Source organism: Pseudobutyrivibrio sp. LB2011 (genome assembly GCF_000701765.1).
Classification (GTDB): Bacteria; Bacillota; Clostridia; order Lachnospirales; family Lachnospiraceae; genus Pseudobutyrivibrio; species Pseudobutyrivibrio ruminis.
In genome coordinates this window covers 17070-43463 of record NZ_JNJS01000001.1, presented here as the reverse complement: position 1 = coordinate 43463, position 26394 = coordinate 17070, and the positions used below count along the sequence as shown (strand labels likewise).

The window sequence follows — 26394 nt, the reverse complement described above, 5'->3', positions numbered from 1 at the left end:
CTTAAACCTCCGGTGTTTTTAAAATTGCCCCTCTATTTCCGCTAGTTACCTGCGCAGCATATCTTCTCAAATAACCTGTAGTAACCTTAGGCTCTCTAGGACTCCACTTAGCTTTGCGAGCTGCAAGCTCCTCGTCGCTAACCTTAAGAGTCATAGTGTAATTTGGTATGTCGATGGCGATGATGTCGCCCTCTTCTACAAGTGCAATTGGTCCGCCAACAGCTGCCTCTGGTGAAACATGTCCGATGGAAGCACCACGGCTGGCACCTGAGAAACGACCATCTGTAATGAGAGCAACTGATGAACCAAGTCCCATACCTGCAATTGCTGATGTAGGATTAAGCATTTCTCTCATACCAGGGCCACCCTTAGGTCCTTCGTAGCGAATGACTACAACATCTCCCTCTACGATTTTGCCACCCTTGATAGCTGCGATAGCATCTTCCTCGCTGTCAAATACTCTTGCTGGTCCTTCGTGTACAAGCATCTCAGGCACTACTGCACTTCGTTTTACAACTGAACCGTCTGGTGCAAGATTTCCCTTGAGAACTGCAAGACCACCTGTCTTTGTATATGGATTGTCCACAGGTCTGATAACCTCTGGATTTCTATTTACTGCATTTGCAATATTCTCACCAACTGTCTTTCCTGTAACAGTCATACAATCTGTATTAAGAAGGCCTATATCTGCAAGCTCCTTCATAACTGCCCATACGCCGCCAGCCTCATTAAGGTCTTCCATGTAAGTAGGACCTGCTGGTGCAAGGTGACAAAGGTTTGGAGTCTTTTCAGAAATAGGATTTGCAAACTCAATATCAAAATCAAATCCGATTTCGTGAGCGATTGCTGGCAAATGAAGCATCGAGTTTGTTGAGCATCCAAGTGCCATATCTACTGTAAGGGCATTGAGGATTGCATCCTTTGTCATAATCTGACGAGCTGTAATACCCTTGTTATACATATCCATAACAGCCATACCAGCATGCTTTGCAAGACGAATTCTCTCTGAATATACTGCTGGGATTGTACCGTTTCCTCTAAGTCCCATTCCAAGTGCCTCTGTAAGGCAGTTCATGGAATTGGCTGTATACATACCTGAGCAGCTTCCGCATGTTGGGCAAACATTCTCAACGAAGTTTTCAACCTCTTCCTCTGTCATGTTGCCAGCGGCATGAGCGCCAACTGCCTCAAACATAGAAGAAAGGGAACGCTTCTGACCTCCTACATGACCTGCAAGCATTGGACCACCTGATACAAATACAGTTGGTAAATCAAGTCGAGCTGCTGCCATAAGAAGTCCTGGAACGTTCTTATCACAGTTTGGCACCATAACAAGTGCATCAAACTGATGAGCAAGTGCCATACACTCTGTGGAATCTGCAATCAAATCTCTAGTTACAAGGGAATACTTCATTCCGATGTGTCCCATAGCGATACCATCACAAACTGCGATAGCTGGGAAAACCACTGGAACACCGCCTGCCTCAGCAACTCCAAGCTTTACGGCATCCACAATCTTGTCAATATTCATATGGCCTGGCACGATTTCGTTGTACGAAGATACGATACCAACCATTGGCTTTTTCATTTCTTCTGGAGTAAATCCCAATGCATTAAATAATGATCTGGCTGGCGCCTGCTGCATACCAGCTCTTGCGTTATCACTTCTCATATTTATAACTCCTTTACAATTAAATCACCCATCTCCACTGTGCCGACGCGAGTTACGGCGCTGCCGTCGCGAGGCATAATGTCGATTGTTCGGTAACCAGCCTTAAGCACCTTCTTTACGGCTGCTTCGATTGCATCTGCCTCTGCATCTAAGTCAAAGCTGTAGCGAAGCATCATTGCTGCCGAAAGGATTGTGGCTATCGGATTTGCGATACCCTGGCCTGCAATATCAGGTGCGCTTCCACCGGAAGGCTCGTACAATCCAAATTTTGTATCGTTAAGGGAAGCAGATGAAAGCATTCCAATTGAACCGGTAACCATAGATGCTTCATCTGAAAGAATATCCCCAAACATGTTCTCTGTAAGAATTACATCAAACTGACCTGGGTCTTTCACAAGCTGCATTGCGCAATTGTCAACAAGCATGTGCTCGTAGGAAACCTCAGGATAATCTGCTGCAACCTCTTCTACTATCTTTCTCCATAATCTGGAGCTATCAAGTACATTAGCCTTATCAACTGATGTAACTTTCTTTCTGCGCTTCATTGCTATATCAAATCCGCGCTTTGCAATTCTACGAATTTCATTTTCTGAATAAGTAAGAGAATCTCTGGCAACAAGCTGACCATCTTCTTCCTTTGTAGAACGTTCTCCAAAATAAAGACCACCAGTAAGCTCACGCATAATCATCATGTCAAAACCATCGCCGATGATATCGTCCCTAAGTGGGCATGCCTCTTTCAATTCATCATATAAATATGCTGGTCTAAGATTTGCAAAAAGATTAAGACTTTTACGAAGCTTTAAAAGGCCGGCCTCTGGACGTTTGTCGGCTGGTAGCTTGTACCAAGGACTGGTAGATGTGTTGCCACCTATTGAACCCATTAACACTGCATCACTTGCAAGAGCTTTTTCTACTGCCTCATCTGTAAGTGGCTCTCCTGTTGCATCGATTGAGCAGCCTCCCATGAGGATTTCAGTATAGTTAAATGTGTGTCCATATTTAGCACCGATAGCATCAAGAACTTTTATTGCTTCAGTAACTATCTCCGGACCAATTCCGTCTCCCCTAATAACGCCAATGTTACATTTCATAGCTTTCTCCTAATTACCATTCTAATTAATAGTTACATTTTAGTACACTAAAGTGTGAAATTCAATTAAATTAAACCTCATTTTGATATCTTTGACAAAATAGCCCAAATACTTCTAAAATACATATGAAGTGTTTAGTAAACTTTACCACTTTAAAGTATGACATTCTACTATAAAATTCTTTTAGGAGATTTTTTATGAGTTCTAAAGATAAAATTCTAGAGCTGCTAGAGGCCAATAAATCAACATTTCTTTCAGGAGAAGCAATGGCTTCATTCCTTGGAATTTCAAGAAACGCCATATGGAAAGCCATCAATGACCTTAGAAAAAACGGATATGAAATAGAAGCAGTCAGCAACAAAGGTTATAGACTTGCTGGGCAAAATGATATTCTCTCTTCTGCCGGCATAAGCTCATACCTTAAGGAAGATGTAGCTGACATTTACAAAGGAAATGACAGTCTGATTCACATCTACGACTCCATTCCATCTACCAATCGCAAGGCCAAGGAGCTTGCCATCACAGATTTAAGATATGGCACACTTGTTATTGCCAACGAACAAAGTGAAGGCCGTGGCCGAGCAGACCACAGCTTTTATTCACCAAAAGGTGGATTGTACATGAGTGTGGTAATGACTCCAGAGCATTTACCAAGCACCGATTCAGATGAAATCACCACTTTCATTGGAAATGCCGTTTGCGATGCCATCGCATCCCTCACCGATGTAAAGCCTACACTAAAGCCAATCAACGACCTTTTCGTTGGAGATAAAAAGATTTGTGGAATCCTGACAGAAGCCGGAACTGAATTTGAAACTGGACGTCTCCAGTGGATTGTTATTGGAATCGGAATCAATTTTAACTCTGATATAAACGCATTTCCGGATGAGATAAAAAACAAAGCTACTAGCCTATTCTCCGATGGCAACATCACCATCACAAGAAATCAGCTAGTAGCTGATATTCTAAACCGTATACTGAAATAATTTTACTGTGCAACTTTTATTTTGAAAGTTGCACTTTCTTTATCTGAACCATCTGTAAGTGTTAACACATCATCTACTAAGGTTACGTATTTTCCTGGCTGAGCCACGCTCTCTAGGCTTACCCCACTTTTATCTGCAAGTCCTTCCACTGTTTTAAAAGTCTGATTAGCAGCAGTGCCTTCACTTGCTTTTGTATCCTGGCAAAGGGTTACAGTTCCATCAGAATTTGCTGTGATGTAAAGCCCTGGCTTGTTTTCAGATTCGATTGAGACATATGACTCATTGGTAAAATCTGCCTTTCCGCTTCTAATCACCCAATCAAAATCCTTAGAGTCTCCTTCAACAAGATTAATTCCAATGGCAACATCCTTGTATGGATAATCGCTATCTGCTGAAGAGCAAACAAATGGATTATGAGCAATCAAAACTTCATCCATAGTAGAAATGGTTGATGTTTTGCCTGAAATTCCTGCTGCACTTTCCTCAAACAAATCTATACTTCCATCGTCATTAAACTGAAGCTCCACAACACAGGCAGTTCTTCTGAAGCCACTTCCTGCAGGAAGCGAACCATTGTGATATACAAAGTAAGTCTTGCCCTTAAAATCAAATACTGCCATGTGATTAGTGTTTGATGTAGCAGTAGGATTCATGATTTTCTTAGTCTCGCTCCAATCACCGCTTAACAAATTGTCAGTAGTTGCATAGGCCATGCACTCTCTCCACTGGTGGGCAAAGAACAGATAGTAATCGCCATAGTAATTGCCATTTTCATCAGATCTTCGATAAATCCAAGGTGCTTCTGTGTAGCTTTCCAATCCATCAGTACGAATTACCACATCATCCTCTCCTGCTACCTTGCCGCTAGTAATCTTTCCATCACCATTAACATCCGTCACAGAAGTCATATCCTCATTAAGCTCACACACAAAAAACATGCCATTTCCCCAAGCAAGATAACGGTGCTCTACGCCATCCTCATCTGTTTCAATCCAGGCCGTAGGGTCGATATCATTGAAGGTGCTGGTGTTTGGCTTTGTAACAGTGCTCTTCACAAGAGGAGCCCCTATATCAACAAAGGTACCAGTTGGTGAATCAGAAACTGCAACGCCAATACACTGCTTTCCTGTCTTGTCCCAACTACAATAATATAAGTAGTATTTATCTTTTCCATCTGCAGGATCTGTATGCTTCATCACCTGGGATGCCCATGCAGATGTGTCGTTGCTAGTCCAGCTAACATCTTCCATGGACATTACCACTCCCTCGCTGGTCCAATTCACCATATCTGTAGATGAATAGCACAAGTACTCAGGAATGTTATAAATAGATTTTCCAACCTCCTCATCTGTAGAAGCATCATGGCCCGTGTACAGATACACTGTATCTCCATCCACAAGCACCGAAGGGTCGCCACCGTACACATAGTCCTCATTAGAAGATACTAAAGGATTTCCCCCATCCTCTTTCTCAAGCACCACTTCCTTAGGCGAGCCACAGCCCACAAGGCTTGCAGCCGTCGTTGCAATCAGCACTGCAACCATCGCTTTTTTCTTCATGTAATTATCCCCCTAGTTGTTTTCGTTTAGCTTTCGTTAAACTATTTTATAATTATGTATAACATTAATGTGTCCCACTTTCAATAGAAATAGACGTGAAATATTCAACAAAAAAAGGACTCCGCAATTAGCGAAGTCCCTGAAAATCAATGATTATTTATTTGAACGTCTCCAGATGTGCATCTTCTCTGCCTCAGCAATAAGCTCATCACGGAAGTCAGGATGTGCAATACCGATAATCTTTTCTGCACGCTCCCAAGCTGAAAGTCCCTTCAAGCAAACCTTACCATACTCTGTAACAAGGTAGTGTGTGTTTGAACGAGTATCTGTAACAATTGAACCCTCAGCAAGTGTAGGACGAATACGGCTCTTTACTGTGCCATCCTTTGTTGTGAATGTAGATGAAAGACATACGAAGCTCTTTCCACCATTTGAAAGATAAGCACCAAGTACGAAATCAAGCTGTCCGCCTGCACCTGAAATGTGCTTTGTTCCCGCTGACTCAGCATTGATCTGACCAAATAAATCTACATCAACAGCATTGTTGATAGAGATGAAGTTATCAAGTGCAGAAATCTGACGAATATCATTTGTATAATCAACAGGAGCACTCATAAGCTCTGGATTCTCATCCATGTAGTCGTACATCTTCTTTGTACCAGCACCGAATGCATAAGTCTGGCGGAATCTATCAATGTTCTTCTTAGAACCGTTAATCTTTCCAGCCTTTGCAATATCAACAAATGCATCAACATACATCTCAGTATGAACACCCAAATCTTTCAAGTCCGACTCAGCAATCATGGCGCCTACTGTATTTGGCATACCGCCAATACCAAGCTGTAAGCATGCACCGTTTGGAATTTCCTCAACGATAAGCTTTGCAACAGCCTTATCTACATCTGTAGGAGCAGCGCCGCCACCCATCTCAAGGATAGCTGGATTATCTCCCTCTACAATAGCGTCTACCTTAGAGATATGAACTCCCTCTTCAAATCCGCCAAGGCAACGTGGCATGTTCTTGTTAACCTCTACAATAATGTGCTTTGACTTCTCAACTGCAGCCATAAGATGTGATGCATTAGGACCAAAGTTGAAATAACCATGGTTGTCCATAGTTGTAGTCTGAATCATAAGAACATCATTTGGCTCAATATGCTCTCTGTAGTATCTAGGAAGCTCAGAGTATCTGATTGGTGCATAATAAGAGCATCCTCTTGCAATAAGCTTTCTCTCAAGACCGCCCATATGCCATGAGTTCCAGCAGAAATGCTCACCTGCATCCTCACGCTCAAAAATTGCAGGCATCTTCATCAAAATACCACCACGTACCTTTACATCTCTAAGCTCATCAGTACGCGCAGCTAAAGCCTTATCCAAAGCATCTGGTGTGCCAGTACACCAGCCATAATCAACCCAATCCCCACTTTTTACTACCTTTACAGCCTCAGCTGCAGTAGTCAGCTTCTTCTTATACTCAGCCTGAAAATCCATAATAACCTCCGCTCGTTAAATTTTTATCAATTAACGTCATTTTACCACTATCATCCTACACAATCAATCTAAATTTTGTGATATAATTAACATAGTAAATTTCATCAGGAGGTAACACTATGGCAAAACAAGAAATTGAAGTTGCTGGTGCTAAAAGGCAGATAAAGATTACCCCTTTTGAGCATCACACAAAATATCATGAGACAGATCAACAGGGAATCATTCACACTTCCAATTATCTAAACTGGATTGAGGATGCAAGAATGAACCTTATGGAGCAGATGGGACTTTCATTTAAGCAGATGCTTGATATGGAAATCACTTCCCCTGTCATCTCTCATTCTATTGAATATAGAAGCCAGGTAAAATTTGATGAGACTATCGTGGTAGATACTAAGTTGGTTTCCTACGATGGTCATGAAATGGAAGTTGCTTATCGTATTTACGATAAGGTTACCGGAGAGGACCGTGCCGTAGCAAAAACTAGACACTGCTTTATGAATAAATCAGGAATCCCTATTTCTATGAAGAGGGCTTATCCTGAGCTTGATACAAAGTTCTTTGAATTTAAATAACAGATAATGAAAAACCTTCCTGCAAATGCAGGAAGGTTTATTTTTTACATTCCCTTAGAACCAATTTCCATTAAAAGATTGATAAGCTCAATGTCTGATTCCTGAACTCTAAGGTTTGTTTCGATTTTTTCACCAGCTGGATCAGTGATTGCAATTTCAATAACTGAACCTGGTGTCATTGCTTTGTTTTTAGCTGCTCCGAAAAATGGAAGAAGCTTTGGATGATTTGCATTGAAAGTGGCTGCTGCACTTCTAACTCTAAATAAATCTGCTGGATTAAATGCCATGGTAATCTCCTTATATCATGTATTTTCTGAGAAGCTTTTTTAGCTCCTCTTCTTTGATTGGTTTTTCGATGTAGTCGCTGAAGCCAAAGCTTTCGTATTCTTCTCTAGCGCCTACAACTGCATTTGCTGTCTGCATGATAAGAGGTGTATCCTTGTTTGGATTGTTCTCTATGGTATCCATGATTTCCTTTAGCTGGAGGCCATCCATGCCAGGCATCAAATGATCAATGAATATAATATCATATTTTGTTCTTTTTATCTTCTCTATTGCTTCTGCTCCACTGATTGCTGTATCCACAGTGACATCAGTGTCGTTCAAAAGCATAGTGAATACCCTAAGATTTATAGCCACATCATCAACTACAAGTATTGCGCCAATCACATCAAATACTTCATGTCTGTCAGCCACACGTCTGTCACCATTAGGTCCCATAGAGAATGTGCCACATGGTTCCACGGAACATATCTCTTGTGGGATTACAACTGTAAATGACGTGCCCTTACCTAATTCTGATTCTACAGATATCTGTCCATGCATCAAATCTACAAGCTGCTTAGTGATTGTAAGACCAAGACCGGTTCCCTCAATTTTGCTTTGCGCAAACTCTCCTACTCGCTTGAATGAATCAAACAAAAACGGAATGCTCTCTTCTGCCACACCAATTCCCGTGTCACTTACCGTAATTATCAAAAGCAGTTTTCCTTCTGATATCTTTCCCTGTACTGAAAGAGTAATTCTTCCCTCAGGTGTATATTTTACTGCGTTAGTAAGAAGATTTGTTACTACCTGTATGATATGCTCCTTATCACCCTTTAGCTTTTCTGGAAGCACATCGCTCATATCCACTTCAAAGGATAATCGACTAGCCTTTGCTCTAGGTCGAACAAGCGCGTAGCATTCGCGGACCATATCCATTAATTCGTACTCTTCTTCTTCTATCACAATCTTGCCTGCATTAACCTTTGCAAGATCTAGAACCTCATTTACAATTCCAAGGAGATAGTTGCCAGCGCTGTTTACATCACGGGCGTAATCCAGAATATTATCTTCTCTGCTTTCCCTAAGAATCATTTTATTCATTCCAAGGATTGCATTAATTGGTGTTCGCATTTCATGGCTCATTCTTGTTAAGAATGCCGTGCTGGCATCCTGAGCCTTAACTGCTGCATACATGTCTCTTTCCATTGTTCGCACATCTGTCAGAGCACGAATATACGACATGACGATGAAAAACAGTAAACCGCATAAAAGTATTCCTCTATCCACAGTAGTTGGTCTACTGTTGTAGGAAAGAATCTGTGCAAATCCAGCTACAAGAGCGCCGGCTACGCCAACCAAATCTGCCCAATTGTTTTTTAAACGACCTTGGATAAAATCTATCACAATGGAGATAGTAAATATCAGCATCGTAAGAACTATTGCAATGAAAGCGAATATCAACACATTTATTAAATCAGTGTCATTAAAGAACTGCAGCATTATTGCTATGTAGCCACAGAAAACATCAAGCACAGAAACAATCAAATAGAAAATGCGATAACGTCCCTCCTGAAGCCTGTCAAAATAAAAAGCCGTGGCAAACGGAAGCATCATAAGACTTAGGTATGTCATATAGGATAAAAGTGAAAAGTTCGGCGCTATGAACTGTCTTATGTTAGACTCGGCAAGTGACCACAGTCCCGCGCACATAACTACCCAGCCTGCGTAGAACAAAGGCATAGTTCGTCCGTAGGTAGCCCGTACCACAAGGCCTATTACAAAAGCAATAAAGCCAAGTATTAATAGCATCGAAGTCAATATCAGAGCATACTTCTCTTTAGCAAAAAGATTCTTGGTAATACCAAGCTGAGTTCCTATGCATATATCGCCAAGAACTCCCGAATAGTTATTGTCACCTATAAAAACTATTTGCAAGTTTTGACCATTATCCTCTGGATAAACTGGAATAAACATTAACGCACCTGGGCTGTTGTCACCAAATAATCGTGAATCCTTGGTTGAATAGCTGTATCTCAATTCACCATTCACGAAGGCGTTAATATCCTGCTTTGCAGAATCAAAGCTAACAAACAAAGGCACATCTACATTGATTTCTTTTTCAATTACAAACTCATGTGAAGATTCAGGCTGATATTGTCCTGGAATATCTATGGCTTCTTTGGTGCCATCAGAGTAGATTCTATACCATCCATCATCATAGCTTTCAAGCTCAAATGAGGTGTAGGTTCGCTCCTCTTTTAAATAACTCTCACCCCAAATTAAAAGCCCAATAATAAACACATAGATTAGTACTCCGGCTACGAGCACAATTTCATAGATAAATAGACTAGTCCTTTTCATAATTCAATCCCCGTAATTCTTACAAACACTACAGTAATTGTAATATTTAATTTCGTTCAAAACAACAAATTACGAAAAACGTCACAGAATTTTAAATATTAGTACTATTATTAAATGATATACTTAGATTGATGTATTAGTGGTTTTTGCATAGGAGGTTACTATGGCCAGTTCAGAACAAATTGCAAAAGAGTATTATGACAAAGGAATTTATTTGGTTCATTCCAACAACTTGGAGCCAGGTATCGACAATCTAAATATGGCTTCAAGCATCTATGAAGAATTACAAGATTATAAGCAATACATCCTCACTCTCAGAGGTCTTGCTATAGCTTATGGAATAATGGGCTATGATAGTAAGATGCTTCATAAGTGTCTAAACGCTCTTGATATTATTGATAAGCATCATATACTTGGTGCGAAGCATTTCTTCTATACCACTATTTGTAATCGTTATATGATACTAGGCGATTACGATAGTGCTGCTAACTACGGAAAGATGGCTCTTCAGGATTTGGAAGACCACGGAGATAAATTTCCAAACGAACCTCATTCTTATTTAGTAGCCTGCCTTAACCTTGCTTATTGCTACTTACATATGCACAGATATGCAGAAGCTGAAAGCTATTTAAAACGAGGTTCTGAAATAGCCACCAAAAACGACATGCACCATCACGACCTTAGTCTTTCTGTCTTGGAAGCAAACTTACATCATCGCATGGGCGATAATCAATATGTATATGACCATATAGACGAATTGGTAACCTTTATTCAAAACTCAAAAATCACTATTCAGGATTACATCGAGGACTTGAAGCTCCTTATCGAGACCTTCTGTGGAATGAAAGAATATGACCGTGCTGAGGCTGTGGCTCTTAGCTTGGATTCTTCCGCAACAATTGCCAACAACATTCATATGAAGCTAGAAGCTTCGAAGCTTTATATGATGGTATATCGCAACAGTGGTGATACAGAAAAATATCAACAGGCTTGCGTTCGCTTTGCTGAAGGTACAATCGAAGTTGCAGATACAGAAGCCACACAACATCTACTTGAGATGGACACTGCCATCGCTTTGTCTATTGCAGATACTCCAATAGAACTTTTATAATTTCTTATTATGAAGAAGAAAATTGGAATAACATTTATTATCGTATTTACAATAGCTATATTAATTAAGGCAGAATTGGACTTTAATCCTAAAGTAAGAGTGTTAGCTTCAGTTATTAACTTTTCAGAATCAACACTCAACAGTCCAGATTACTTGGCCTACAATATCGACCTGAAGGATTTATTTAGAAATTACACTAATTCCGACATTCGCTATTCAGGAAATGCCTACATCAAAAAAGTAAAGGGCTTTCCATATTCAATTAGCGGTAGCATAAAGGGCGAGCGCTCATATGAGCAAAAAAAATTCTCCTGCAACTCTAATCTTAATGTATTAGTTTTAAATGTAGGTGAATTGGATATCTATGCCCAGGATGATACCGTTTATCTTGTTGCACCTCTTTTAGGAGACATCTCCTACGGATTTGATACCGGAGAAGATTTATTCCTTAAAGCTCCAAATCTAAACAACGATATTTCCCGAGAATGGTTCCACAACAACAAACGAAATATCTGGAACTTTGTTCACAGCATTGAAATAGAAAAAACCGGTGAGGTGTACACTGATGAGGATGGCACTGAAGCCTCTGAGTTCAAAATCACAATTCCTGCCGGTGAGGGTGATTTCATTTGGGATTTGCTTGGAATGAAAACTCCTGACCACGATATAACATGCTCTCTTTATTTAGATAAGTGGAATCACACTAGAAAAATCGTGTTTGATTTATCTTATAAGAACGATGGTGAGTATCTTGCTATCTACGGTAAGAACCTTAGCACCATGGAGTTCTACGCTCCTCTTCCAGATGATGAGCTTGCAGTTGTCACCATCAAGCGCGACGGAAGCACTACATACACAAACTCATTTACAGATAATCTTTCCTACTATGCATCAAACGGAGATGTATATACCATCGATTGTGGAGTTTTATTAAACTTTATTGATTCTGGTATGAAAACAGAAGTTACCAATATCGAGGTAGCAAAAAATGAGGAAGTTTTAGGGGAAGGATACATAAAAGGCACTCTCCAGACTGTAGAAAATATGGGAGACGTGTTTGATAATGCTGGTGTAGATTTGTCCAAAGTTGAAGTAATCGACTGGGATACAATAAAAAATGACACCGCCTCTTTCGTAGACGATGTCATTTCTAAAGCTCGTGAAAATGTGGATCTGTTTAATCTATTTAATTAGTTTCTTCTGGGAAAGATCCAAGAATCTTGTATAGTAAACTGTAAAGCTGTGAAGATTCCTCTTGTGATAAACTTACACATTTGCCCATCTTAGCAGGTATTTCACATGCCTGCTTTTTTAATTCCAATCCTTCGTCAGTAAGTGTGATGATAAGATTTCTTTCATCATCTTTTGAACGACTTCTCTTAACATAACCCTTCTGCTCAAGCTTCTTGAGAACTGGAGTAAGTGTGCCAGAATCAAGGAATAATCTATCTCCAAGAGCCTTAACAGTAATCTCCTTTTCTTCCCAAACTACCATCATTGTAATGTACTGTGTGTATGTAAGATCGATTGGATCAAGATATGGCTTATATCTCTTTACAATCTCCTTTGAACAAGCATACAGCGGAAAACAAAGCTGATTTGAAATTTTCAAGCAATCAAATTTATCACTCATTTAATACTCACCTCTTATTAATTATAAGTTCTTAGACACAAAATCAGAAAGTGCTTCTTTTGGAACGAAACCAACATTCATGTCTACCTTTTCGCCATCCTTCAAGACAACGATTGCAGGAATATTCATAATACCATATTCTCTTGCTAAATCTGGATTTTCATCAGTATCGACACTGTAGAAGTTAGCCTTATCAGAAAGCTCTTCAGAAACCTCCTCCAAAACTGGAGCAAGCATCTTACATGGACCACACCATGTAGCATTGAAGTCTAAAACAGAAACACCTGACTTGTCCATTGACTTAAATTCATCCTGATTAATTTTCTTTACCATAGTATATCTCCTTTCGTTCTAAATCAATAACTAATTTTGCGCTTTTTTTAGTTCATTTAAATATGAAACAGCTGAAAGTGCTGCTACATTTCCTTCACCAGCGGCCTTAATGTACTGATATGGTGTACCAGTAATATCGCCACATGCAAATAAACCTTTGATGTTTGTATTCATCTGACGGTCTACTTCAACGTGATTTCCATCCATCTTTAAGCCTGGAACAAGCTGTGATGGAGCAATCTGCTGTCTTAAAATAAAGATTCCATCTGCTGAGAATGTATCGCCGTCTGTTGTAAGAACAGCTGCACCATCTTTCATCTCGATTGTGCCTGGCTTTACATCGCAAGTTACTTTAATATTACCACTTAGATTTCCATTATACTCGTATTGTGGCAAATAATAAACTGTGTCAGCTCTTTCTGCTAAGAATTCAGCCTCTGGCTCATCCTCTTCGCTGTATGCAAGGATGATTGCTGTCTTTCCTTTATATAAAGCTGCATCACATGTTGCACAGTAGCTTACGCCTCTTCCAAGGTTTTCCATTTCACCAGGGAATGGCTTCATTGTAGTCATACCAGCTGCAATAATTACTGAGCTTGCCTCATAATCACCGTTGTGGCACTGAATTGCGAAATACTGCCCCATTGAATAAACAGCATTTACTTTATCTTCTGTGATTTCAATGCCCATTCCTGTGGCATGATCAAGAAATGCCTTTGCCATATCTGCACCAGCAACATCAGGTAGACCTAAGTAATTCTGAATAGTGTGTGCCTTTGAAACCTTATCAGAAGAACCTTTACCACCAATAAGAAGTACTGATTTATTTCTAACCTTTGCTGTAATAGCAGCCTCTAATCCAGCAGGGCCTGTACCTATAACTGCAATATCATATCTTTCCATGTTTTAAAACCTCCATAGCTCTTTTAAAACTATAATAATTGCGTGCAATCTTTTAAGTTGATTTAATTGTACTCAATTGAATTGCATTTGTCAACTCATTTTTTATAAAATAAAACCCTAGACATTTTATTGTCTAGGGCAATTAAAATACATAGTTTACTGGAACATCTTTGATACAAGATTTTCCTGGCTTTCCATCTGGTTCTTCAAAGCCATATTCTGAGCAGCTCCAACCACTCCACTTGACTTCATTTTAGTAACTGACTTGTAAAAATCAGCATCCTCTTTCTGAGCCTGTGCACTTGTAAGGTTCTCAGCTGTATTGTTATTTACATTATAAGCAGCTGATAAACCATTAGTCTCGGCACCTATCTGGCTACGCATATCACTAATTGACGAATATGCTTTATCCAAAGCATCAGTGCTGATATTATTTCCATTTCCAGAAACATCAAAGTTTTCTAAATCAGCAATTGCAGCCTTTGCATCTGCTTCCTGGATTGTAGTGCTTGATGTACCAGTGTAGATATTAATATCTCCTGTTGAACCATCAAGTAGATTCTTTTCATTGTACTGTGCCTGATTAATAGTCTGATTGATTGTAGCTACAGACTGTTCATTTGCCTCCTGAAGAATAGCTCTATCGCTTTCTGAATAAAGACCGTTCATTGCACGAACAGTGTTTTGCTCAATATCTCCAAGAGAATCAGTAATATTAGAAAGAGCTCCATCTGCAATATTTGCAGCATCTATTCCATAAGAAATGTTACTGCTGCCTGTTGTAAGAGACTTAGCCTCCTTCATAATCTGCTGTGAAATGGATAATGCAACCGCATCATCTGCCGCTGTATTTACTTTTTTGCCTGTAGAAAGTTCCTTCGAAGCCTTCTTCTGCTGCTCCTCAGTTTCCTTTCTTTTATTAATTGTGTTCTGATACTGTGCTGTGTTTACATTAGATTGAATCTTCATAATAACTCACCTCAATCTTAAAACGTTATATAACTACATAAATTTCCAATTTGTAACCGTATTATAACACTGCACTTTCATAAAGTCATGTGAATTTTATGTGATTATTCTATACTACTGTTCCTCTGGGCCGTGGACAGTGCCATAGAGCTTTAGGTTGGTAGTTTGTCTATCTATCTCAGCATTATATCTTTCAATTACCTTATCCCAATATTCGTTGAGAGCTCTCTCGTCTCTTCTATCTGGAATGCCGTACTCAGTGGTAAGCATGTTTCCCACATAATCAGAAAGCTTTTCTGCTCCTGCTAAGTTAAGATGAAGGCCACCATCATATGTATCCTGGCTCCAATCAAGACCAAGCTCATCCTGAAGCTCAAGGAAGTTGATGTAGTCCAAGCCGTTAGCTGAAGCATAGTCTTTTATCTGCTGATCCCACTCGTCATACCAATAAGGATAAAGTGTAGGCGCCTTTACAAGGACAAGCTTAACATCATTATCCTTGCAAAGCTTTGTTAGCTTATCAAGATAATAGTAGGAATTCTCGCCAAACTGATAGTCAGCAAGAGGTCTTCCCTCTGGCACATCCTCTGCAGCCTTTACATCTACTCGCATATAGTATCCGTTGAAGGAAACCTTATCTCTGTGGAACATGTATTTAAAATCATCTGCAGATAAATCACTCCATCTAGAGTGATATCTTAGAATAGGGAAAACATAGTCAATAAAGTTTTCCTCATCTGTCATTGAGGCCTTTATGGAATTTACTTTACTTGATGACCATTTCATGCCATCCAAAGTCATTCTGTTGTATGCCTCGTTCTGTGGCTCGTTATATTTCATAGAAAGCACGTTGAAAACAATCACATCTGGATGCTCCATTTTGACTGTCTCCTCAGCAAGGTAATATGATTGCCATATCAACTGCTGCGCACTTCCTCTTATATATGAATTGATACCATAATTCTCCCAAAGATAAACAGGAGAAATATTTTCGTATAATTCACAGTCGCCAATAAATACCACATTATGATCTGTAGGATCATCATAGTATTCCTCAATCATTGCTCCTTCCAAAATGCCTGACATATATTTAGGCTCAAGCAGCTTGGAGGCAAGGAAAACGCCGGTGAGAGCAATGACTAAAGATAATATAATCGCTATAAACTTTTTCATCATACCCTCCGACTAAAACTGATTGTAAATAAATTGGCTGGCTGAATAACCGATGCCATATGCACCGAATACTAATGTAGCCATAAATAGTCCATACCAAATAATGAAACGAACAGGTGCAGCAAATCCATAAATCTTTTCACGTACGCAGCCACTTCTTTGAATAAGGCTGACTGTCACAAGAATAAGCATGCCTATAAACACCACAAGATAATCAAATCCTGTAAGTCCCATACCAATGAAAGCCTCAGCATTTAGCTGACTAAGGCTTGACTGGCTGAAAATGCTTCCAAACATTTTAAATGTAAGTGGCACATCTCTGTAGCAATCAAACATACGAAGGCTGGACATAATAAGAACGGTTCTTACCACCTGGAATAATCTCCAACCGAAAGTTCCCTGCACATGTACCTTTGAATGGAACCAGCGATAAAATGGCTCAAGCTCCTGGGAAATCATGATAACTACAAAGTTGCCAAGTCCCCATACGATAAAGTTCCAGCTTGCACCATGCCAAATACCTGTTGTAAACCACACAATAAAGCTTGAAAGATAAACAGGCACTCTCTTACCAAGGTTGTTTCCAAGGCGTGCTCTTGATTTCTTTGAAAGCTTCATCATAAACTGGCTGGCACTGATTGGATAGAAAATGTAATCGGTAAACCATGTACCCATGGTGATATGCCATCTATTCCAGTATTCCTTGATATTCTTTGAGAAGTATGGGCGAATAAAGTTTTCTGTAACTTTGATTCCCATAGTCTCTGCCACACCAATGGTAATATCAATTCCACCGGTGAAATCTGCGTAAAGCTCAAGTGCATAAAACATTGCGCCAGCAAATGCATAGAAACCGTTGTAAGTATCTGTGTCTGCAATGATTGCCTGAACAGCCACAAGGATTCTATCTGCGATAACAAGCTTTTTGAAAAAGCCCCATAGAATACGCTCTAATCCAAAGCTTACTGTCTTCCAATTAAAGCTGTGCTCCTCATAAAGTGTCTGGCTCAAATCATGGTATCTGCTAATAGGTCCCTGAACTAACTGTGGGAAAAATGATACGAAAAGAGCAAACTTGAAAAGGTTATCCTGTGCTTCATGCTTACCATTGTAAACATCAATGAGATAGCCCATAGACTGGAATGTGTAGAAAGAAATTCCCATTGGAATGATTAAATCTACAAAAGAAATCCCGTCTGCTCTACCAAATGCTGCCAACAATGAATTGATATTGGCGATGGTAAAGTTGGTATATTTTGTAACCGCAAGAATACCTAAATTGAATAGAAGGCATGCCAAAAAGATTTTCTTTTCAGCACTATGCTCCTTTGCTTTTAAGGCCTTGCGTTCTTCCTTTTCATATTCCTTTTTATGCTCCTTAAACCATCCATCAAAGGCCACCTTCTTATCTGAAATAACCTTTGCACCATAAAAGGTAGAAACAGTTGTGATAGCAATAAAAATCAAATATCTAGGATCTGCTATGAAATAAAAAATGTAGCTGGCAATAAGTAAAAATGGCCACTGCATCTTTTTAGGAATCAGATAATACAGCACAAATACTGCCAGCAAAAATCCTATAAATCCATATGAAGTAAAAAGCATTATTTAGTCCTCGTCGTCTAGCTTTTCCTTAATCAAAGCATAGATTGCTTCTGCGGAATTGAAGTTTTCAGGTGTAAGCTCTGCAGCTCCAATAGTTACATCAAATGTCTCGTTAATCTCTGAAATAAGCGAAACAATATCAAATGAATCAAGGATACCTCCATCAACTAAATCTGTGGCTGTCTTAAAATCAACCTCAGGATGTAAATCCTCCAAAATCTCTAATAACTCGTTCATCTTTCTAATCCTCCTAGTCCGCTTAGTTACGTCAACAAGCCTTAGTGTTTCTTCGCTCATCTAACACGATTCGCTTAAGAAACCTAAGAGCTTGTTTACTACTAAGCTCATTTAATTATTATACATTTGTGTTAGCTTTACACGGTCTATTTTACCATTTGCTGTGAATGGCATGTTCTCCAGGCGATTCACCTTGTTTGGTAGCATGTAGCGTGGAAGCTTGGTCTTCAGGGCTTTGATAAGGTCACCTTCTGTGATGTCACCTACATAGTAAAGCACTATTTTCCCTTGTTCCTTTGCGTAGATGCAGCCCGAAAGCTTTATCTCTGGCACAAGATTTACGTTAGCTTCGATTTCCCCAAGCTCGATACGATGTCCCATGTGCTTGATTTGGAAATCTTTTCTAGAATGGAACACAAGCTCACCATATTCGTTGATGTGCCCTATGTCGCCAGTTCTATATATGATTTCTGGGTACGCTGTGTTCAATGGATTCTGAACATAAGCCTCAGAAGTCTTCTCTGGATTGTTGTAATATCCAAGTGTTACTGATGTTCCTCTGATGCAGATTTCCCCCTGCTCTCCATCAGCGGCCAGTGTATTGTCTTCCTTTAAAAGCATGATTTCTGTGTTTTTAAATGGGAAGCCTACAGGAATAACCTCATCGTCAGCAAACTCTCTTTCCACTGGATAGTAGCAGCACATTCCTGTGCCCTCTGTTGGTCCGTAGAGATTGAAGAACTTTGCTTTTGGCACTGCTGCTCTCCACAATCTAAACTGCTTGATTGGGAAGACTTCGCTGCCGAATGCGATTGTCTTTAATGTATGTGGTACAACCGTATCAAAGGTCTTGAAAGCACTAATCATTGTAAGAGCTGATACAACCCAGCAAACTGTATTGATATTGTGCTCGTTAATGTATTCCACAAGCTTAATAGGAAACATAAAATATGAATGTGGAATCAGATAAGTGGTTGCCCCAAACTTCAGTGTTGGATAAAGCTCCTTGAGACATGCATCAAAATAAAGTGGTGTCTGGTTTCCGAAAACTGTATCCTCATTAAATCCAAGTGTCTCTGAAAGTTGCTCGATATAATCGATTACTGAACGGTGGCATGCACATACTCCCTTTGGCACTCCTGTAGAGCCTGATGTAAATACGATATAGATTGGATCAGTATCGATAGCTTTCTTTCTAACTAAAGCAAGCTTATCCACATCTGGCTTAGTATTTACCATATCTTTGAACAATACTACCTTAGCTTTATACTCAAAGTTTTTTGCAATATCCACTGTTGAATCATCACAGATGATAACCTTTGGCTTGCAGTTTTCAAGAATTAGCTGAATACGTGTAGCAGGCATTTCGCTATCGATTGGAACGTAGTAGCATCCTGCATTGATTACTCCGAAGAAAGTAGCAATTGTATTTGGGCTCTTCTTCATAAATACAATAACTGGTTCTCTGCTGCATCCCATTTCAAGTAGGTTTGTTCCTACAGAATCCATGATGCTTTTAACATCTGAAAATGTAAGCTGTACCTCATCATCAGCGTATGCAATCTTGTCTGGTACTCTTACAAGACTATCATCAATATAGTCTAAAACATTGTTTTGCATTTCATTATCCTTCTTTATATTAATTCTTTGTATTCTGGCCTGAGTCTTGCGCATTTCATTACACAATCCCTTGCCAAAACATCTATTATGTCAAGAACACCTTCTATATGATTATCTCTTTTTGCTATAGAAAGCTCTGTACATCCTAAAATAACTACTTCTGCCCCGGAAGCTAAAAGCTGATTTTTAACCAGCTCAAACTCCTTCATGGAAACAGGCTTGCCTGCCTTTACCTCATCATAAATGATGCTCATTACAAGCTTTTGATATTCCCCATCCGGGTAAACACACTGAATGCCATAATCCATAAACACGGAGTCAAAAAGCCTGGTGGAAACTGTTCCATCGGTGGCCATAATGCCAACCTTTTTTATACCATGCTCTGATAAATAATCTGCTGCTTCTCTAATTCCATTGGAAACTGGCACATCCACACTCTTTGCTATCTGCTGATGGAAATAATGTGCAGTGATACATGGAATTGCTATGTAATCAACGTCCTGCAACTCCAGGCGATTTGCCAAGTCTATAATCTTTGGCAGTGGACTATCCTTTGTATTGTCCAAAATGTAGCCTGTGCGGTCTGGAATAGATGGCGAATTATAAATCACCATTTCAATATTATCCTGGTCGGTGGCTGCATCTGTCATCTCTATAATGCGGCGCATAAAATATGCTGTAGCCATAGGTCCTAGGCCACCTATTATACCTAACTTTTTCATTCTCCCTTATTGCTCCTGATTGTCGTTAAAATATGTGTAAATTTCTCTATCGTAGTTGTGAGAATGATAATGAGCATCTGAGTATGTCATTAATTCCTCGTCTGTCAGATAGAAGCCTTTGAAGCTTTTGTCCAATCGTGGTGTAGTGTCAAAATGGCGCCAGCCTTCACCACAATCAATTACATTCCAATAATGATGTCTTGTGGCGGTTGGAATGATTTCGATATCCTCATTTGGAATGCCTGCCCTTGTAAGCAAGGCCTTGCTAACGGCAAAATAATTGTAGCAGTCGCCATGCCTGTTTTTAAGGCCATCGTAGGCCCCCTTTAGCCAATCTCCGCTATCATCACTTTCACTGTAACCAATATTACCCTGCACCCACACATAAATGGCATGAGCCTTGTCATAAGCAGACATATCATCAGTGATTATCTCTGCAAGGACCTCATCTGCTAAAGCAAATACTTCTTCCTCTGTGTATTCCTGCTGAATAACGGTGATTGTGCCTTCCTTTAAATCCATGTTGCCCATGGAATCTGTGGCGGTATAAACTACGGTGTACTCACCAGGGGTATCCAAATCAACCTTGCTGCTGTCCACCTGAACCTCAATATCGGTGTCCACATTGTCAGTGACAACCACGTCCGTTTTGAAGCTTACAGATGTACCTGCGTAAACAGTTTTATCAAGCTGGCCCTCAATAACTGGCGGCTCGATATCGTATTCCTGAACGAGATTTAGAACTGTATCTGCTTCTGTCTTGTTGCCTGAGCCATCCTCAGCAACAATAGTGATAGGAATCTGACCATAATTATCAAAGCTTATGGCCTCACCAAAATATACTGAAACATCTCCAGATAAATCACTTACAGATTCAACAAAATCCTGGGCTGCTGGAACTTCTTCCTTTGTGCGGGTCAGCTGCTTTACAGTAAGCTCTGGAGCAACAGTATCCTGCACTTCCAAAGTGCACTGATAGGTATATTTGCCAGATACAATCCCTACATCATAGGTGCCTGGGAAATCAGTGGTGATAACTGTGTCACTTGTAAACTCCGCAGTCTGATCCGGATTCTTCAGAAAATCTGCTGCAGATACTTCCCCACCAAGCTCTACAACACAGCTGGAATATACCCTGCTTGAGTAGTCATAATAAAAATAGGCTCCCACACCTAAGCAGACTGCAATAACAGCTGCTAATGGTATGAAAAGCCTATATATCTTTCTAGTTTTTTTCTTATTATTTTTTGACGATTTTGTCATTCCCATGATACATATTCTCCCGAGCGTTTACACTCAAGGATAATTTTAGCAATCATGGATATTATAGTCAAATTTAGCTAGATTTTTACTTGATTAAGGTATTAAGTATACCTCTAAACAACTGAGCGCCAGTGTTGCCTCCAAGTGTCTGGCCAAACTTACCTCCGATTTGCTTGCCGACCTTTTTGCCAAGCTCACGTCCTACAGTGCCTGCCACAGTTGTGCCTACTGATTTAGCAGCACGCTTCTTGCGATTGGCTTCCTTTTCCTTCTCACGCTCTGCTGCTTTTGCTGCTGCAGCCTCCTCTTTTGCCTTGGCTTTTGCAGCTTCTTCCTCTTCTTTTGCAAGAGCTTCTGCCTGTTCCTTTTCTACACCCATACGAAGGAGTAGTTCGTAGGCTGACTCAGCATCTATCGCATTTGCGTATTTAGAATAAAGCATGCTAGACTTTATAGCCTTATCTCTAGAAGCATCATCAATTCCACCCATCTGGGACTGAGGTGGCAAAATAGCAACCTTTTCTACAATTGATGGAGTGCCATCCTCCTGTAGGAACGAAACAACCGCCTCTCCTGTTCCAAGGGCTTCGATTACATCTGCTGTCTTGAATGCAGGATTTTCTCTGAAGGAATCTGCCGCTGCCTTTACAGCCTTTTGCTCTGCTGGAGTATACGCGTGAAGCGCATGCTGCACCTTATTTCCCAGCTGTGCCAATACTCCATCTGGAATATCTCGTGGATTCTGAGTTACGAAGAATACTCCTACTCCCTTTGAACGAATAAGCTTTACCACCTGTTCAATCTTATCAAGCAATGGCTTTGGTGTATCGTTGAATAAAAGATGAGCTTCATCAAAGAAGAATACCATCTTTGGCTTGTCCAAATCACCTACCTCTGGCATGGTTTCGAAAAGCTCTGAAAGAAGCCAAAGAAGGAATGTAGAATATAATCTGCCATCGTTCACAAGGCTTTGACTATCCAAAATATGTATCATGCCTCTGCCCTGCTCCCCAAGTGTAAGGAAATCTCTGATATCAAGGGCAGGCTCTCCGAAGAACTTGTCTCCTCCGGCCATTTCAAGAGCAACTACAGCTCTCTGAATAACACCGATGCTTTGCTTATTAAGAGTTCCATAGTCAGCTTCAAATTCCTTGTTATTATCAGCCACATAGTTAAGCATGGACTTTAAATCTTTTGTATCTATTAAGGCAAGATTGCTTTCATCTGCAATTTTAAACACGATGGAAAGTATGCTACTTTGATTATCATTTAAGCCAAGAATTCTAGAAAGTAAAAGTGGGCCCATTTCCGTAATTGTAGTACGTGCCTGAATACCATTTTTGCCGTAGATATCCCAAAGAGTAACAGGATATCCATGGTACTCAAAGCCGGCCTTATCAAGTCCAAACCTTTTAATTCGCTCCTGCATATCGGCACTATCCTGGCCTGGATTAATCATTCCTGCAATGTCCCCTTTTACATCTGCAAGAAAGACAGGCACTCCCATGTCGGAAAATGATTCTGCCAAAACCTTCAGCGTAATGGTCTTTCCTGTACCTGTGGCACCAGCGATAAGCCCATGTCTATTTGACATCTGTGGTAATAAATATACCGGTTCTGACTTTTCCGTATTTGCAACCCAAATCTTACCTTCTCTAATCATAATCGCCCTCCCAATATTTATTTAAACCTCTTCAACATAACTTACAAAATCAAGATTGTTAAGATCATCTATAAGCTTTAAGTGTGAATGTCTCTTCTTGAAATCCAAATCAATCATAAGTGCTGTATCAGTACCAGATAAGGTCTTATCCTTTGTCTTGTTCATGCTAGTGATTTGATAGCCCATTTCCATGAAGCTTTTACGAAGCTTCTTAATACCGTTTGTCTCTTCTACTTCGATGTACAAGCTTACATAACGGCTGTTTTCCTCAACACGTGTGCTAAGGTGCATGAGCAGCAGATTTGCAATAAGCACAAGACCAAAACATACAAACCCCACCGATAAATATCCAGCACCAAAAGCCATGCCCATACATGAAGCAACCCAAAGTGTTGCAGCTGTTGTAAGACCTTTTATTTGATTTCTACCTGTAACAAGAATTGTACCTGCACCAAGAAAACCAATTCCACTTACAACACCTGCTGGAATACGGCTAACATCGGCATTAAGCTCTGGAATGAGTGCCAGATAGATATTTAAAACTGTAGCAACTGCTGAACCTAAGCTAACAAGTGCAAAGGTACGAATACCTGCGCTGTGTCTTCTAACTACACGCTCCCAGCCAATAAGACTGCCACAGGATGTTGCTATCACCAATCTAATTGCTACTGCCAAATCATCCATGCCCTGCAAGTAATCTATTATCGTATTTACCATATAAACCACCTCATTTTAGTCTAAAATTATGCCTGTTTCTTTTTGCAGTGAGCCAAATAGCATGGCAAACCAACAAAAATCATTCCGCCTAAGATATTTCCGATTGTAACTGGAATTTGATTTGCAAAAAATCCAGCCACAGAAAGATTAGCAAGCTGATCTGCGGTGATACCGTATGCCTCGGCTGCCTTTGCAACGTATGTATCATTGGTAGCGGCAAGCATGCCCATTGGAATATAAAACATATTTGCCACACAGTGCTCAAATCCACCTACCACAAATGCCATGATAGGAAAGAAAATAGCCCAAACCTTACCAGAAACATCCTTTGATGCTGCTCCCATTAAGATGGCGGCACAAACCAGAATATTACAAAGTATTCCCGATGCAATTCCTTTTATAGGAGTGATTGTAGCTTTGCCAAGAGCAACCTTTATTGAGTATGCACCTAGCAAACCTGCTGAATAGTCAAGATTTCCTGAGAAATAAGTGAGAGCCACTATGATTAAGGCTCCAACCAGATTAGATAACCAAATGATACAAAGATTTCTGATCACCTTTCCCCATGAAAATCTGTGGTCCATTGCCCCCATTGATGTAAGACAGTTGCCTGTGAAAAGCTCTCCACCAATAAATGTGATAAGCATAAGTCCTACTGGGAAAATAGCTCCCGCCACAAAACGAGAAAGCCCCACATTTGTCACTGCATGGGCAGCTGTTGAACTGGTGGCAGCTCCAAGAGCGATAAATGCTCCTGCCATAATTCCAAGCAATATCATCTTTGGAAGTGGAAGGCTGACCTTCTTCTCCCCTCCACAAATATTTGCCTCAATCACCTCTTCAGGTGAATTAAAAATTTTGTCCATATGACCTCCCCTTCTAAAACTTTACTCTGCCTCGATTCTTTCCACTATAAAATCTGTGCATCGATTAAGTTTTAAATTGTCACTTCCACATTTCAAGCAAACATCTTTGAATTCGTGTCTGGTAAACTCTGCCCCACAGTCCTTGCATACAACTTTCGATTCCTTAACTGTGGCATCCACCTTTACTCCATCAAGAGGTGTTCCCTCGCTCATGACCTGCAGATATTCTTCGATAATCTCAGGTACATAATCACACTGATCCCCAATCAGCAAATGAATAATATTTACTTTTGAAAGATTGTTTTTTTCGGCCTGTTTATTGACTAATTCAAAAACGTATTGTGTCACTGCTAGTTCGTGCATTTCAACCTCTCATGTAAAAACCTTACTTTTCTTATTATTTTATTTCATATTGATGCTATAAACAAATATTTTTTGACAATAAAAAAGGCAGCAGAAATCTGCTGCCAAAATATTTATTGAAGCTTCATATCCCCTTCTTTTACCCATCCAAGCTTCATTGCAATCTTGTTGAAGATTGGGCAAAGAACTGCTGGAAGGATAAAGCAAATAAGGATTAGGCCAATCCAGTCAAATGCTGTGATTGCCGCTTTTGAGCCAGCTGCCACATCATTTACCCATCCTGTGTACACACCAATCTGACCTACCAGACCGCATGTACCCATACCAGATGAAACGGCAGGACCGTTCATCTCGAGCTTGAAAAGGCATGTTGCAAGAGGGCCTGTGATAGCTGAGCACAGAATAGGTGCTATCCAAATACGAGGATTCTTGATAATATTTCCCATTTGAAGCATTGATGTACCAATGCCCTGAGAAATAAGACCACCCCATTTGTTTTCCTTAAAGCTCATGAATGCAAAACCTACCATCTGAGCACAGCATCCTGCTACTGCTGCACCACCTGCTAGTCCTGTAAGTGATAGTGCTGCACAAATAGCTGCAGATGAAATAGGAAGTGTAAGTGCAATACCTACGATTACTGATACAAGGATTCCCATAATAAATGGCTGCTTTGTTGTTGCCCACATAATAAGAGTTCCTACTGAGCTAGCTGCCTTGCCAAGTGCTGGAGCCCACCATGCTGAAAGGGCAATACCTACACCGATTGTTACAAGAGGTGTAACCAATATGTCGATTTTTGTTTCCTTTGAAACTGCTTTACCAATTTCTGCTGAGATGATTGCCACAAATAAAACTGCAAGTGGACCACCTGCTCCACCAAGAGCATTTGAAGCAAAACCTACAGTGATAAGTGAAAACAGTACAAGAGGAGGTGCCTGGAGAGCATATCCAATTGCAACTGCCATGGCAGGGCCACTCATTGCTGTGGCAAGACCACCAACTGTGTATTCCACACCGGCAACTGTAGCTACCGGCACAGTTAAAAAGCCAATTCCAAACTGAGTTCCAATGGTATTGATGATTGTTCCAATAAGAAGTGAACAGAACAATCCTTGAGCCATTGCCCCAAGAGCATCTACAAGATATCTTTTAACAGAAATCTCGATGTTTTTTCTTTTCAAAAATTCTCTCATTTATCAATTCTC

At 40.1% G+C, this 26394-nt stretch carries 25 protein-coding genes; 4 read left to right on the top strand and 21 right to left on the bottom strand.

Annotated elements, in window-relative coordinates; all coding sequences use genetic code 11:
• Position 1: 1 nt before the first annotated feature.
• Together ilvD and leuB are read right to left on the bottom strand one after the other, a co-directional pair.
• Positions 2 to 1672 carry a dihydroxy-acid dehydratase gene (gene ilvD / locus T375_RS00190; protein WP_044933678.1) on the bottom strand — a complete coding sequence of 557 codons (1671 nt, stop codon included), beginning with the start codon at positions 1670 to 1672 and terminating at the stop codon, positions 2 to 4.
• Between the two features lie 2 nt (positions 1673 to 1674).
• Positions 1675 to 2766: a 3-isopropylmalate dehydrogenase gene (gene leuB / locus T375_RS00185; RefSeq protein ID WP_044933677.1), complete on the bottom strand. Its 1092-nt coding sequence runs from the start codon at positions 2764 to 2766 to the stop codon at positions 1675 to 1677.
• Between the two features lie 197 nt (positions 2767 to 2963).
• Between leuB and T375_RS00180 the strand changes: the two genes are divergently transcribed.
• A complete protein-coding gene (locus T375_RS00180; RefSeq protein WP_044933676.1) occupies positions 2964 to 3752 on the top strand; it encodes a biotin--[acetyl-CoA-carboxylase] ligase in 789 nt (262 codons plus the stop codon).
• A gap of 2 nt (positions 3753 to 3754) precedes the next feature.
• On the opposite strand, the gene T375_RS00175 is transcribed toward T375_RS00180, so the two are convergent.
• Positions 3755 to 5311, bottom strand: coding sequence for a family 43 glycosylhydrolase (locus T375_RS00175; protein ID WP_049960211.1), 1557 nt, complete (start codon positions 5309 to 5311; stop codon positions 3755 to 3757).
• Between the two features lie 153 nt (positions 5312 to 5464).
• A complete protein-coding gene (locus tag T375_RS00170) occupies positions 5465 to 6805 on the bottom strand; it encodes a butyryl-CoA:acetate CoA-transferase (protein WP_044933675.1) in 1341 nt (446 codons plus the stop codon).
• 119 nt (positions 6806 to 6924) lie between these two features.
• Here T375_RS00170 and T375_RS00165 point away from each other — a divergent pair, with 119 nt between their 5' ends.
• Complete coding sequence (locus T375_RS00165; RefSeq protein ID WP_044933674.1) at positions 6925 to 7380, top strand: acyl-CoA thioesterase; 456 nt, start codon at positions 6925 to 6927, stop codon at positions 7378 to 7380.
• A 44-nt stretch (positions 7381 to 7424) separates the two neighbouring features.
• Here the strand turns inward: T375_RS00165 and T375_RS00160 are convergent, their stop codons facing one another.
• Positions 7425 to 7667, bottom strand: coding sequence for a hypothetical protein (locus tag T375_RS00160; RefSeq protein ID WP_044933673.1), 243 nt, complete (start codon positions 7665 to 7667; stop codon positions 7425 to 7427).
• Between the two features lie 10 nt (positions 7668 to 7677).
• Positions 7678 to 10008 (bottom strand): hybrid sensor histidine kinase/response regulator, encoded by a 2331-nt coding sequence (locus tag T375_RS12995; RefSeq protein WP_049960210.1) that lies wholly within the window; start codon positions 10006 to 10008, stop codon positions 7678 to 7680.
• 163 nt (positions 10009 to 10171) lie between these two features.
• On the opposite strand from T375_RS12995, the gene T375_RS00150 reads away from it, so the two are divergent.
• Together T375_RS00150 and T375_RS00145 are read left to right on the top strand one after the other, a co-directional pair.
• Positions 10172 to 11119, top strand: a complete 948-nt coding sequence (locus tag T375_RS00150) for a tetratricopeptide repeat protein (RefSeq protein ID WP_044933672.1) — start codon at positions 10172 to 10174, stop codon at positions 11117 to 11119.
• A gap of 9 nt (positions 11120 to 11128) precedes the next feature.
• Complete coding sequence (locus tag T375_RS00145; protein ID WP_044933671.1) at positions 11129 to 12313, top strand: hypothetical protein; 1185 nt, start codon at positions 11129 to 11131, stop codon at positions 12311 to 12313.
• Here T375_RS00145 and T375_RS00140 read toward each other — a convergent pair.
• The 15 genes from T375_RS00140 to T375_RS00070 all read right to left on the bottom strand — a co-directional run bounded on the left by T375_RS00140 (position 12306) and on the right by T375_RS00070 (position 26382).
• Complete coding sequence (locus T375_RS00140; RefSeq protein ID WP_044933670.1) at positions 12306 to 12752, bottom strand: MarR family winged helix-turn-helix transcriptional regulator; 447 nt, start codon at positions 12750 to 12752, stop codon at positions 12306 to 12308. The genes T375_RS00145 and T375_RS00140 overlap by 8 nt on opposite strands.
• 21 nt (positions 12753 to 12773) lie before the next feature.
• Positions 12774 to 13085 carry a thioredoxin gene (gene trxA, locus T375_RS00135; RefSeq protein ID WP_044933669.1) on the bottom strand — a complete coding sequence of 104 codons (312 nt, stop codon included), beginning with the start codon at positions 13083 to 13085 and terminating at the stop codon, positions 12774 to 12776.
• A 30-nt stretch (positions 13086 to 13115) separates the two neighbouring features.
• Complete coding sequence (locus tag T375_RS00130; protein WP_044933668.1) at positions 13116 to 13988, bottom strand: NAD(P)/FAD-dependent oxidoreductase; 873 nt, start codon at positions 13986 to 13988, stop codon at positions 13116 to 13118.
• Between the two features lie 156 nt (positions 13989 to 14144).
• The gene (locus T375_RS00125) at positions 14145 to 14957 is read right to left on the bottom strand and encodes a flagellin (protein WP_044933667.1); all 813 of its coding nucleotides are present in this window, start codon (positions 14955 to 14957) and stop codon (positions 14145 to 14147) included.
• Between the two features lie 114 nt (positions 14958 to 15071).
• Positions 15072 to 16130, bottom strand: a complete 1059-nt coding sequence (locus T375_RS00120) for an SGNH/GDSL hydrolase family protein (protein WP_242839243.1) — start codon at positions 16128 to 16130, stop codon at positions 15072 to 15074.
• Positions 16131 to 16142: 12 nt separating this feature from the next.
• Positions 16143 to 17735, bottom strand: a complete 1593-nt coding sequence (locus tag T375_RS00115) for an MBOAT family O-acyltransferase (protein ID WP_044933665.1) — start codon at positions 17733 to 17735, stop codon at positions 16143 to 16145.
• Positions 17736 to 17738: 3 nt separating this feature from the next.
• Entirely contained in the window at positions 17739 to 17972 is a 234-nt protein-coding gene (locus T375_RS00110; RefSeq protein ID WP_044933664.1) for a phosphopantetheine-binding protein, read from the bottom strand.
• Positions 17973 to 18083: 111 nt separating this feature from the next.
• Positions 18084 to 19592, bottom strand: coding sequence for an amino acid adenylation domain-containing protein (locus T375_RS00105; RefSeq protein ID WP_044933663.1), 1509 nt, complete (start codon positions 19590 to 19592; stop codon positions 18084 to 18086).
• A 14-nt stretch (positions 19593 to 19606) separates the two neighbouring features.
• Positions 19607 to 20314: a cysteate racemase gene (locus tag T375_RS00100; protein WP_044933662.1), complete on the bottom strand. Its 708-nt coding sequence runs from the start codon at positions 20312 to 20314 to the stop codon at positions 19607 to 19609.
• Between the two features lie 6 nt (positions 20315 to 20320).
• On the bottom strand, positions 20321 to 21583 hold the full coding sequence (locus T375_RS12990) for a transglutaminase domain-containing protein (protein ID WP_049960209.1): 1263 nt from the start codon (positions 21581 to 21583) through the stop codon (positions 20321 to 20323).
• 79 nt (positions 21584 to 21662) lie between these two features.
• Positions 21663 to 23240, bottom strand: a complete 1578-nt coding sequence (locus T375_RS00090; protein WP_044933661.1) for a helicase HerA-like domain-containing protein — start codon at positions 23238 to 23240, stop codon at positions 21663 to 21665.
• A 21-nt stretch (positions 23241 to 23261) separates the two neighbouring features.
• Positions 23262 to 23957 carry an MgtC/SapB family protein gene (locus T375_RS00085; RefSeq protein ID WP_044933660.1) on the bottom strand — a complete coding sequence of 232 codons (696 nt, stop codon included), beginning with the start codon at positions 23955 to 23957 and terminating at the stop codon, positions 23262 to 23264.
• Between the two features lie 26 nt (positions 23958 to 23983).
• On the bottom strand, positions 23984 to 24823 hold the full coding sequence (locus T375_RS00080) for a formate/nitrite transporter family protein (RefSeq protein ID WP_044933659.1): 840 nt from the start codon (positions 24821 to 24823) through the stop codon (positions 23984 to 23986).
• A gap of 21 nt (positions 24824 to 24844) precedes the next feature.
• On the bottom strand, positions 24845 to 25186 hold the full coding sequence (locus T375_RS00075) for a hydrogenase maturation nickel metallochaperone HypA/HybF (RefSeq protein ID WP_044933658.1): 342 nt from the start codon (positions 25184 to 25186) through the stop codon (positions 24845 to 24847).
• A gap of 113 nt (positions 25187 to 25299) precedes the next feature.
• A complete protein-coding gene (locus T375_RS00070) occupies positions 25300 to 26382 on the bottom strand; it encodes a PTS sugar transporter subunit IIC (RefSeq protein ID WP_044933657.1) in 1083 nt (360 codons plus the stop codon).
• Positions 26383 to 26394 lie beyond the last annotated feature (12 nt).

Excerpts from the sequence above, each read along its gene's own strand:
- ilvD (WP_044933678.1), bottom strand. The coding sequence starts at position 1,672 with ATGAGAAGTGATAACGCAAGAGCTGGTATGCAGCAGGCGCCAGCCAGA.
- leuB (WP_044933677.1), bottom strand. The coding sequence starts at position 2,766 with ATGAAATGTAACATTGGCGTTATTAGGGGAGACGGAATTGGTCCGGAG.
- T375_RS00180 (WP_044933676.1), top strand. The coding sequence starts at position 2,964 with ATGAGTTCTAAAGATAAAATTCTAGAGCTGCTAGAGGCCAATAAATCA.
- T375_RS00175 (WP_049960211.1), bottom strand. The coding sequence starts at position 5,311 with ATGAAGAAAAAAGCGATGGTTGCAGTGCTGATTGCAACGACGGCTGCA.
- T375_RS00170 (WP_044933675.1), bottom strand. The coding sequence starts at position 6,805 with ATGGATTTTCAGGCTGAGTATAAGAAGAAGCTGACTACTGCAGCTGAG.
- T375_RS00165 (WP_044933674.1), top strand. The coding sequence starts at position 6,925 with ATGGCAAAACAAGAAATTGAAGTTGCTGGTGCTAAAAGGCAGATAAAG.
- T375_RS00160 (WP_044933673.1), bottom strand. The coding sequence starts at position 7,667 with ATGGCATTTAATCCAGCAGATTTATTTAGAGTTAGAAGTGCAGCAGCC.
- T375_RS12995 (WP_049960210.1), bottom strand. The coding sequence starts at position 10,008 with ATGAAAAGGACTAGTCTATTTATCTATGAAATTGTGCTCGTAGCCGGA.
- T375_RS00150 (WP_044933672.1), top strand. The coding sequence starts at position 10,172 with ATGGCCAGTTCAGAACAAATTGCAAAAGAGTATTATGACAAAGGAATT.
- T375_RS00145 (WP_044933671.1), top strand. The coding sequence starts at position 11,129 with ATGAAGAAGAAAATTGGAATAACATTTATTATCGTATTTACAATAGCT.
- T375_RS00140 (WP_044933670.1), bottom strand. The coding sequence starts at position 12,752 with ATGAGTGATAAATTTGATTGCTTGAAAATTTCAAATCAGCTTTGTTTT.
- trxA (WP_044933669.1), bottom strand. The coding sequence starts at position 13,085 with ATGGTAAAGAAAATTAATCAGGATGAATTTAAGTCAATGGACAAGTCA.
- T375_RS00130 (WP_044933668.1), bottom strand. The coding sequence starts at position 13,988 with ATGGAAAGATATGATATTGCAGTTATAGGTACAGGCCCTGCTGGATTA.
- T375_RS00125 (WP_044933667.1), bottom strand. The coding sequence starts at position 14,957 with ATGAAGATTCAATCTAATGTAAACACAGCACAGTATCAGAACACAATT.
- T375_RS00120 (WP_242839243.1), bottom strand. The coding sequence starts at position 16,130 with ATGAAAAAGTTTATAGCGATTATATTATCTTTAGTCATTGCTCTCACC.
- T375_RS00115 (WP_044933665.1), bottom strand. The coding sequence starts at position 17,735 with ATGCTTTTTACTTCATATGGATTTATAGGATTTTTGCTGGCAGTATTT.
- T375_RS00110 (WP_044933664.1), bottom strand. The coding sequence starts at position 17,972 with ATGAACGAGTTATTAGAGATTTTGGAGGATTTACATCCTGAGGTTGAT.
- T375_RS00105 (WP_044933663.1), bottom strand. The coding sequence starts at position 19,592 with ATGCAAAACAATGTTTTAGACTATATTGATGATAGTCTTGTAAGAGTA.
- T375_RS00100 (WP_044933662.1), bottom strand. The coding sequence starts at position 20,314 with ATGAAAAAGTTAGGTATAATAGGTGGCCTAGGACCTATGGCTACAGCA.
- T375_RS12990 (WP_049960209.1), bottom strand. The coding sequence starts at position 21,583 with ATGGGAATGACAAAATCGTCAAAAAATAATAAGAAAAAAACTAGAAAG.
- T375_RS00090 (WP_044933661.1), bottom strand. The coding sequence starts at position 23,240 with ATGATTAGAGAAGGTAAGATTTGGGTTGCAAATACGGAAAAGTCAGAA.
- T375_RS00085 (WP_044933660.1), bottom strand. The coding sequence starts at position 23,957 with ATGGTAAATACGATAATAGATTACTTGCAGGGCATGGATGATTTGGCA.
- T375_RS00080 (WP_044933659.1), bottom strand. The coding sequence starts at position 24,823 with ATGGACAAAATTTTTAATTCACCTGAAGAGGTGATTGAGGCAAATATT.
- T375_RS00075 (WP_044933658.1), bottom strand. The coding sequence starts at position 25,186 with ATGCACGAACTAGCAGTGACACAATACGTTTTTGAATTAGTCAATAAA.
- T375_RS00070 (WP_044933657.1), bottom strand. The coding sequence starts at position 26,382 with ATGAGAGAATTTTTGAAAAGAAAAAACATCGAGATTTCTGTTAAAAGA.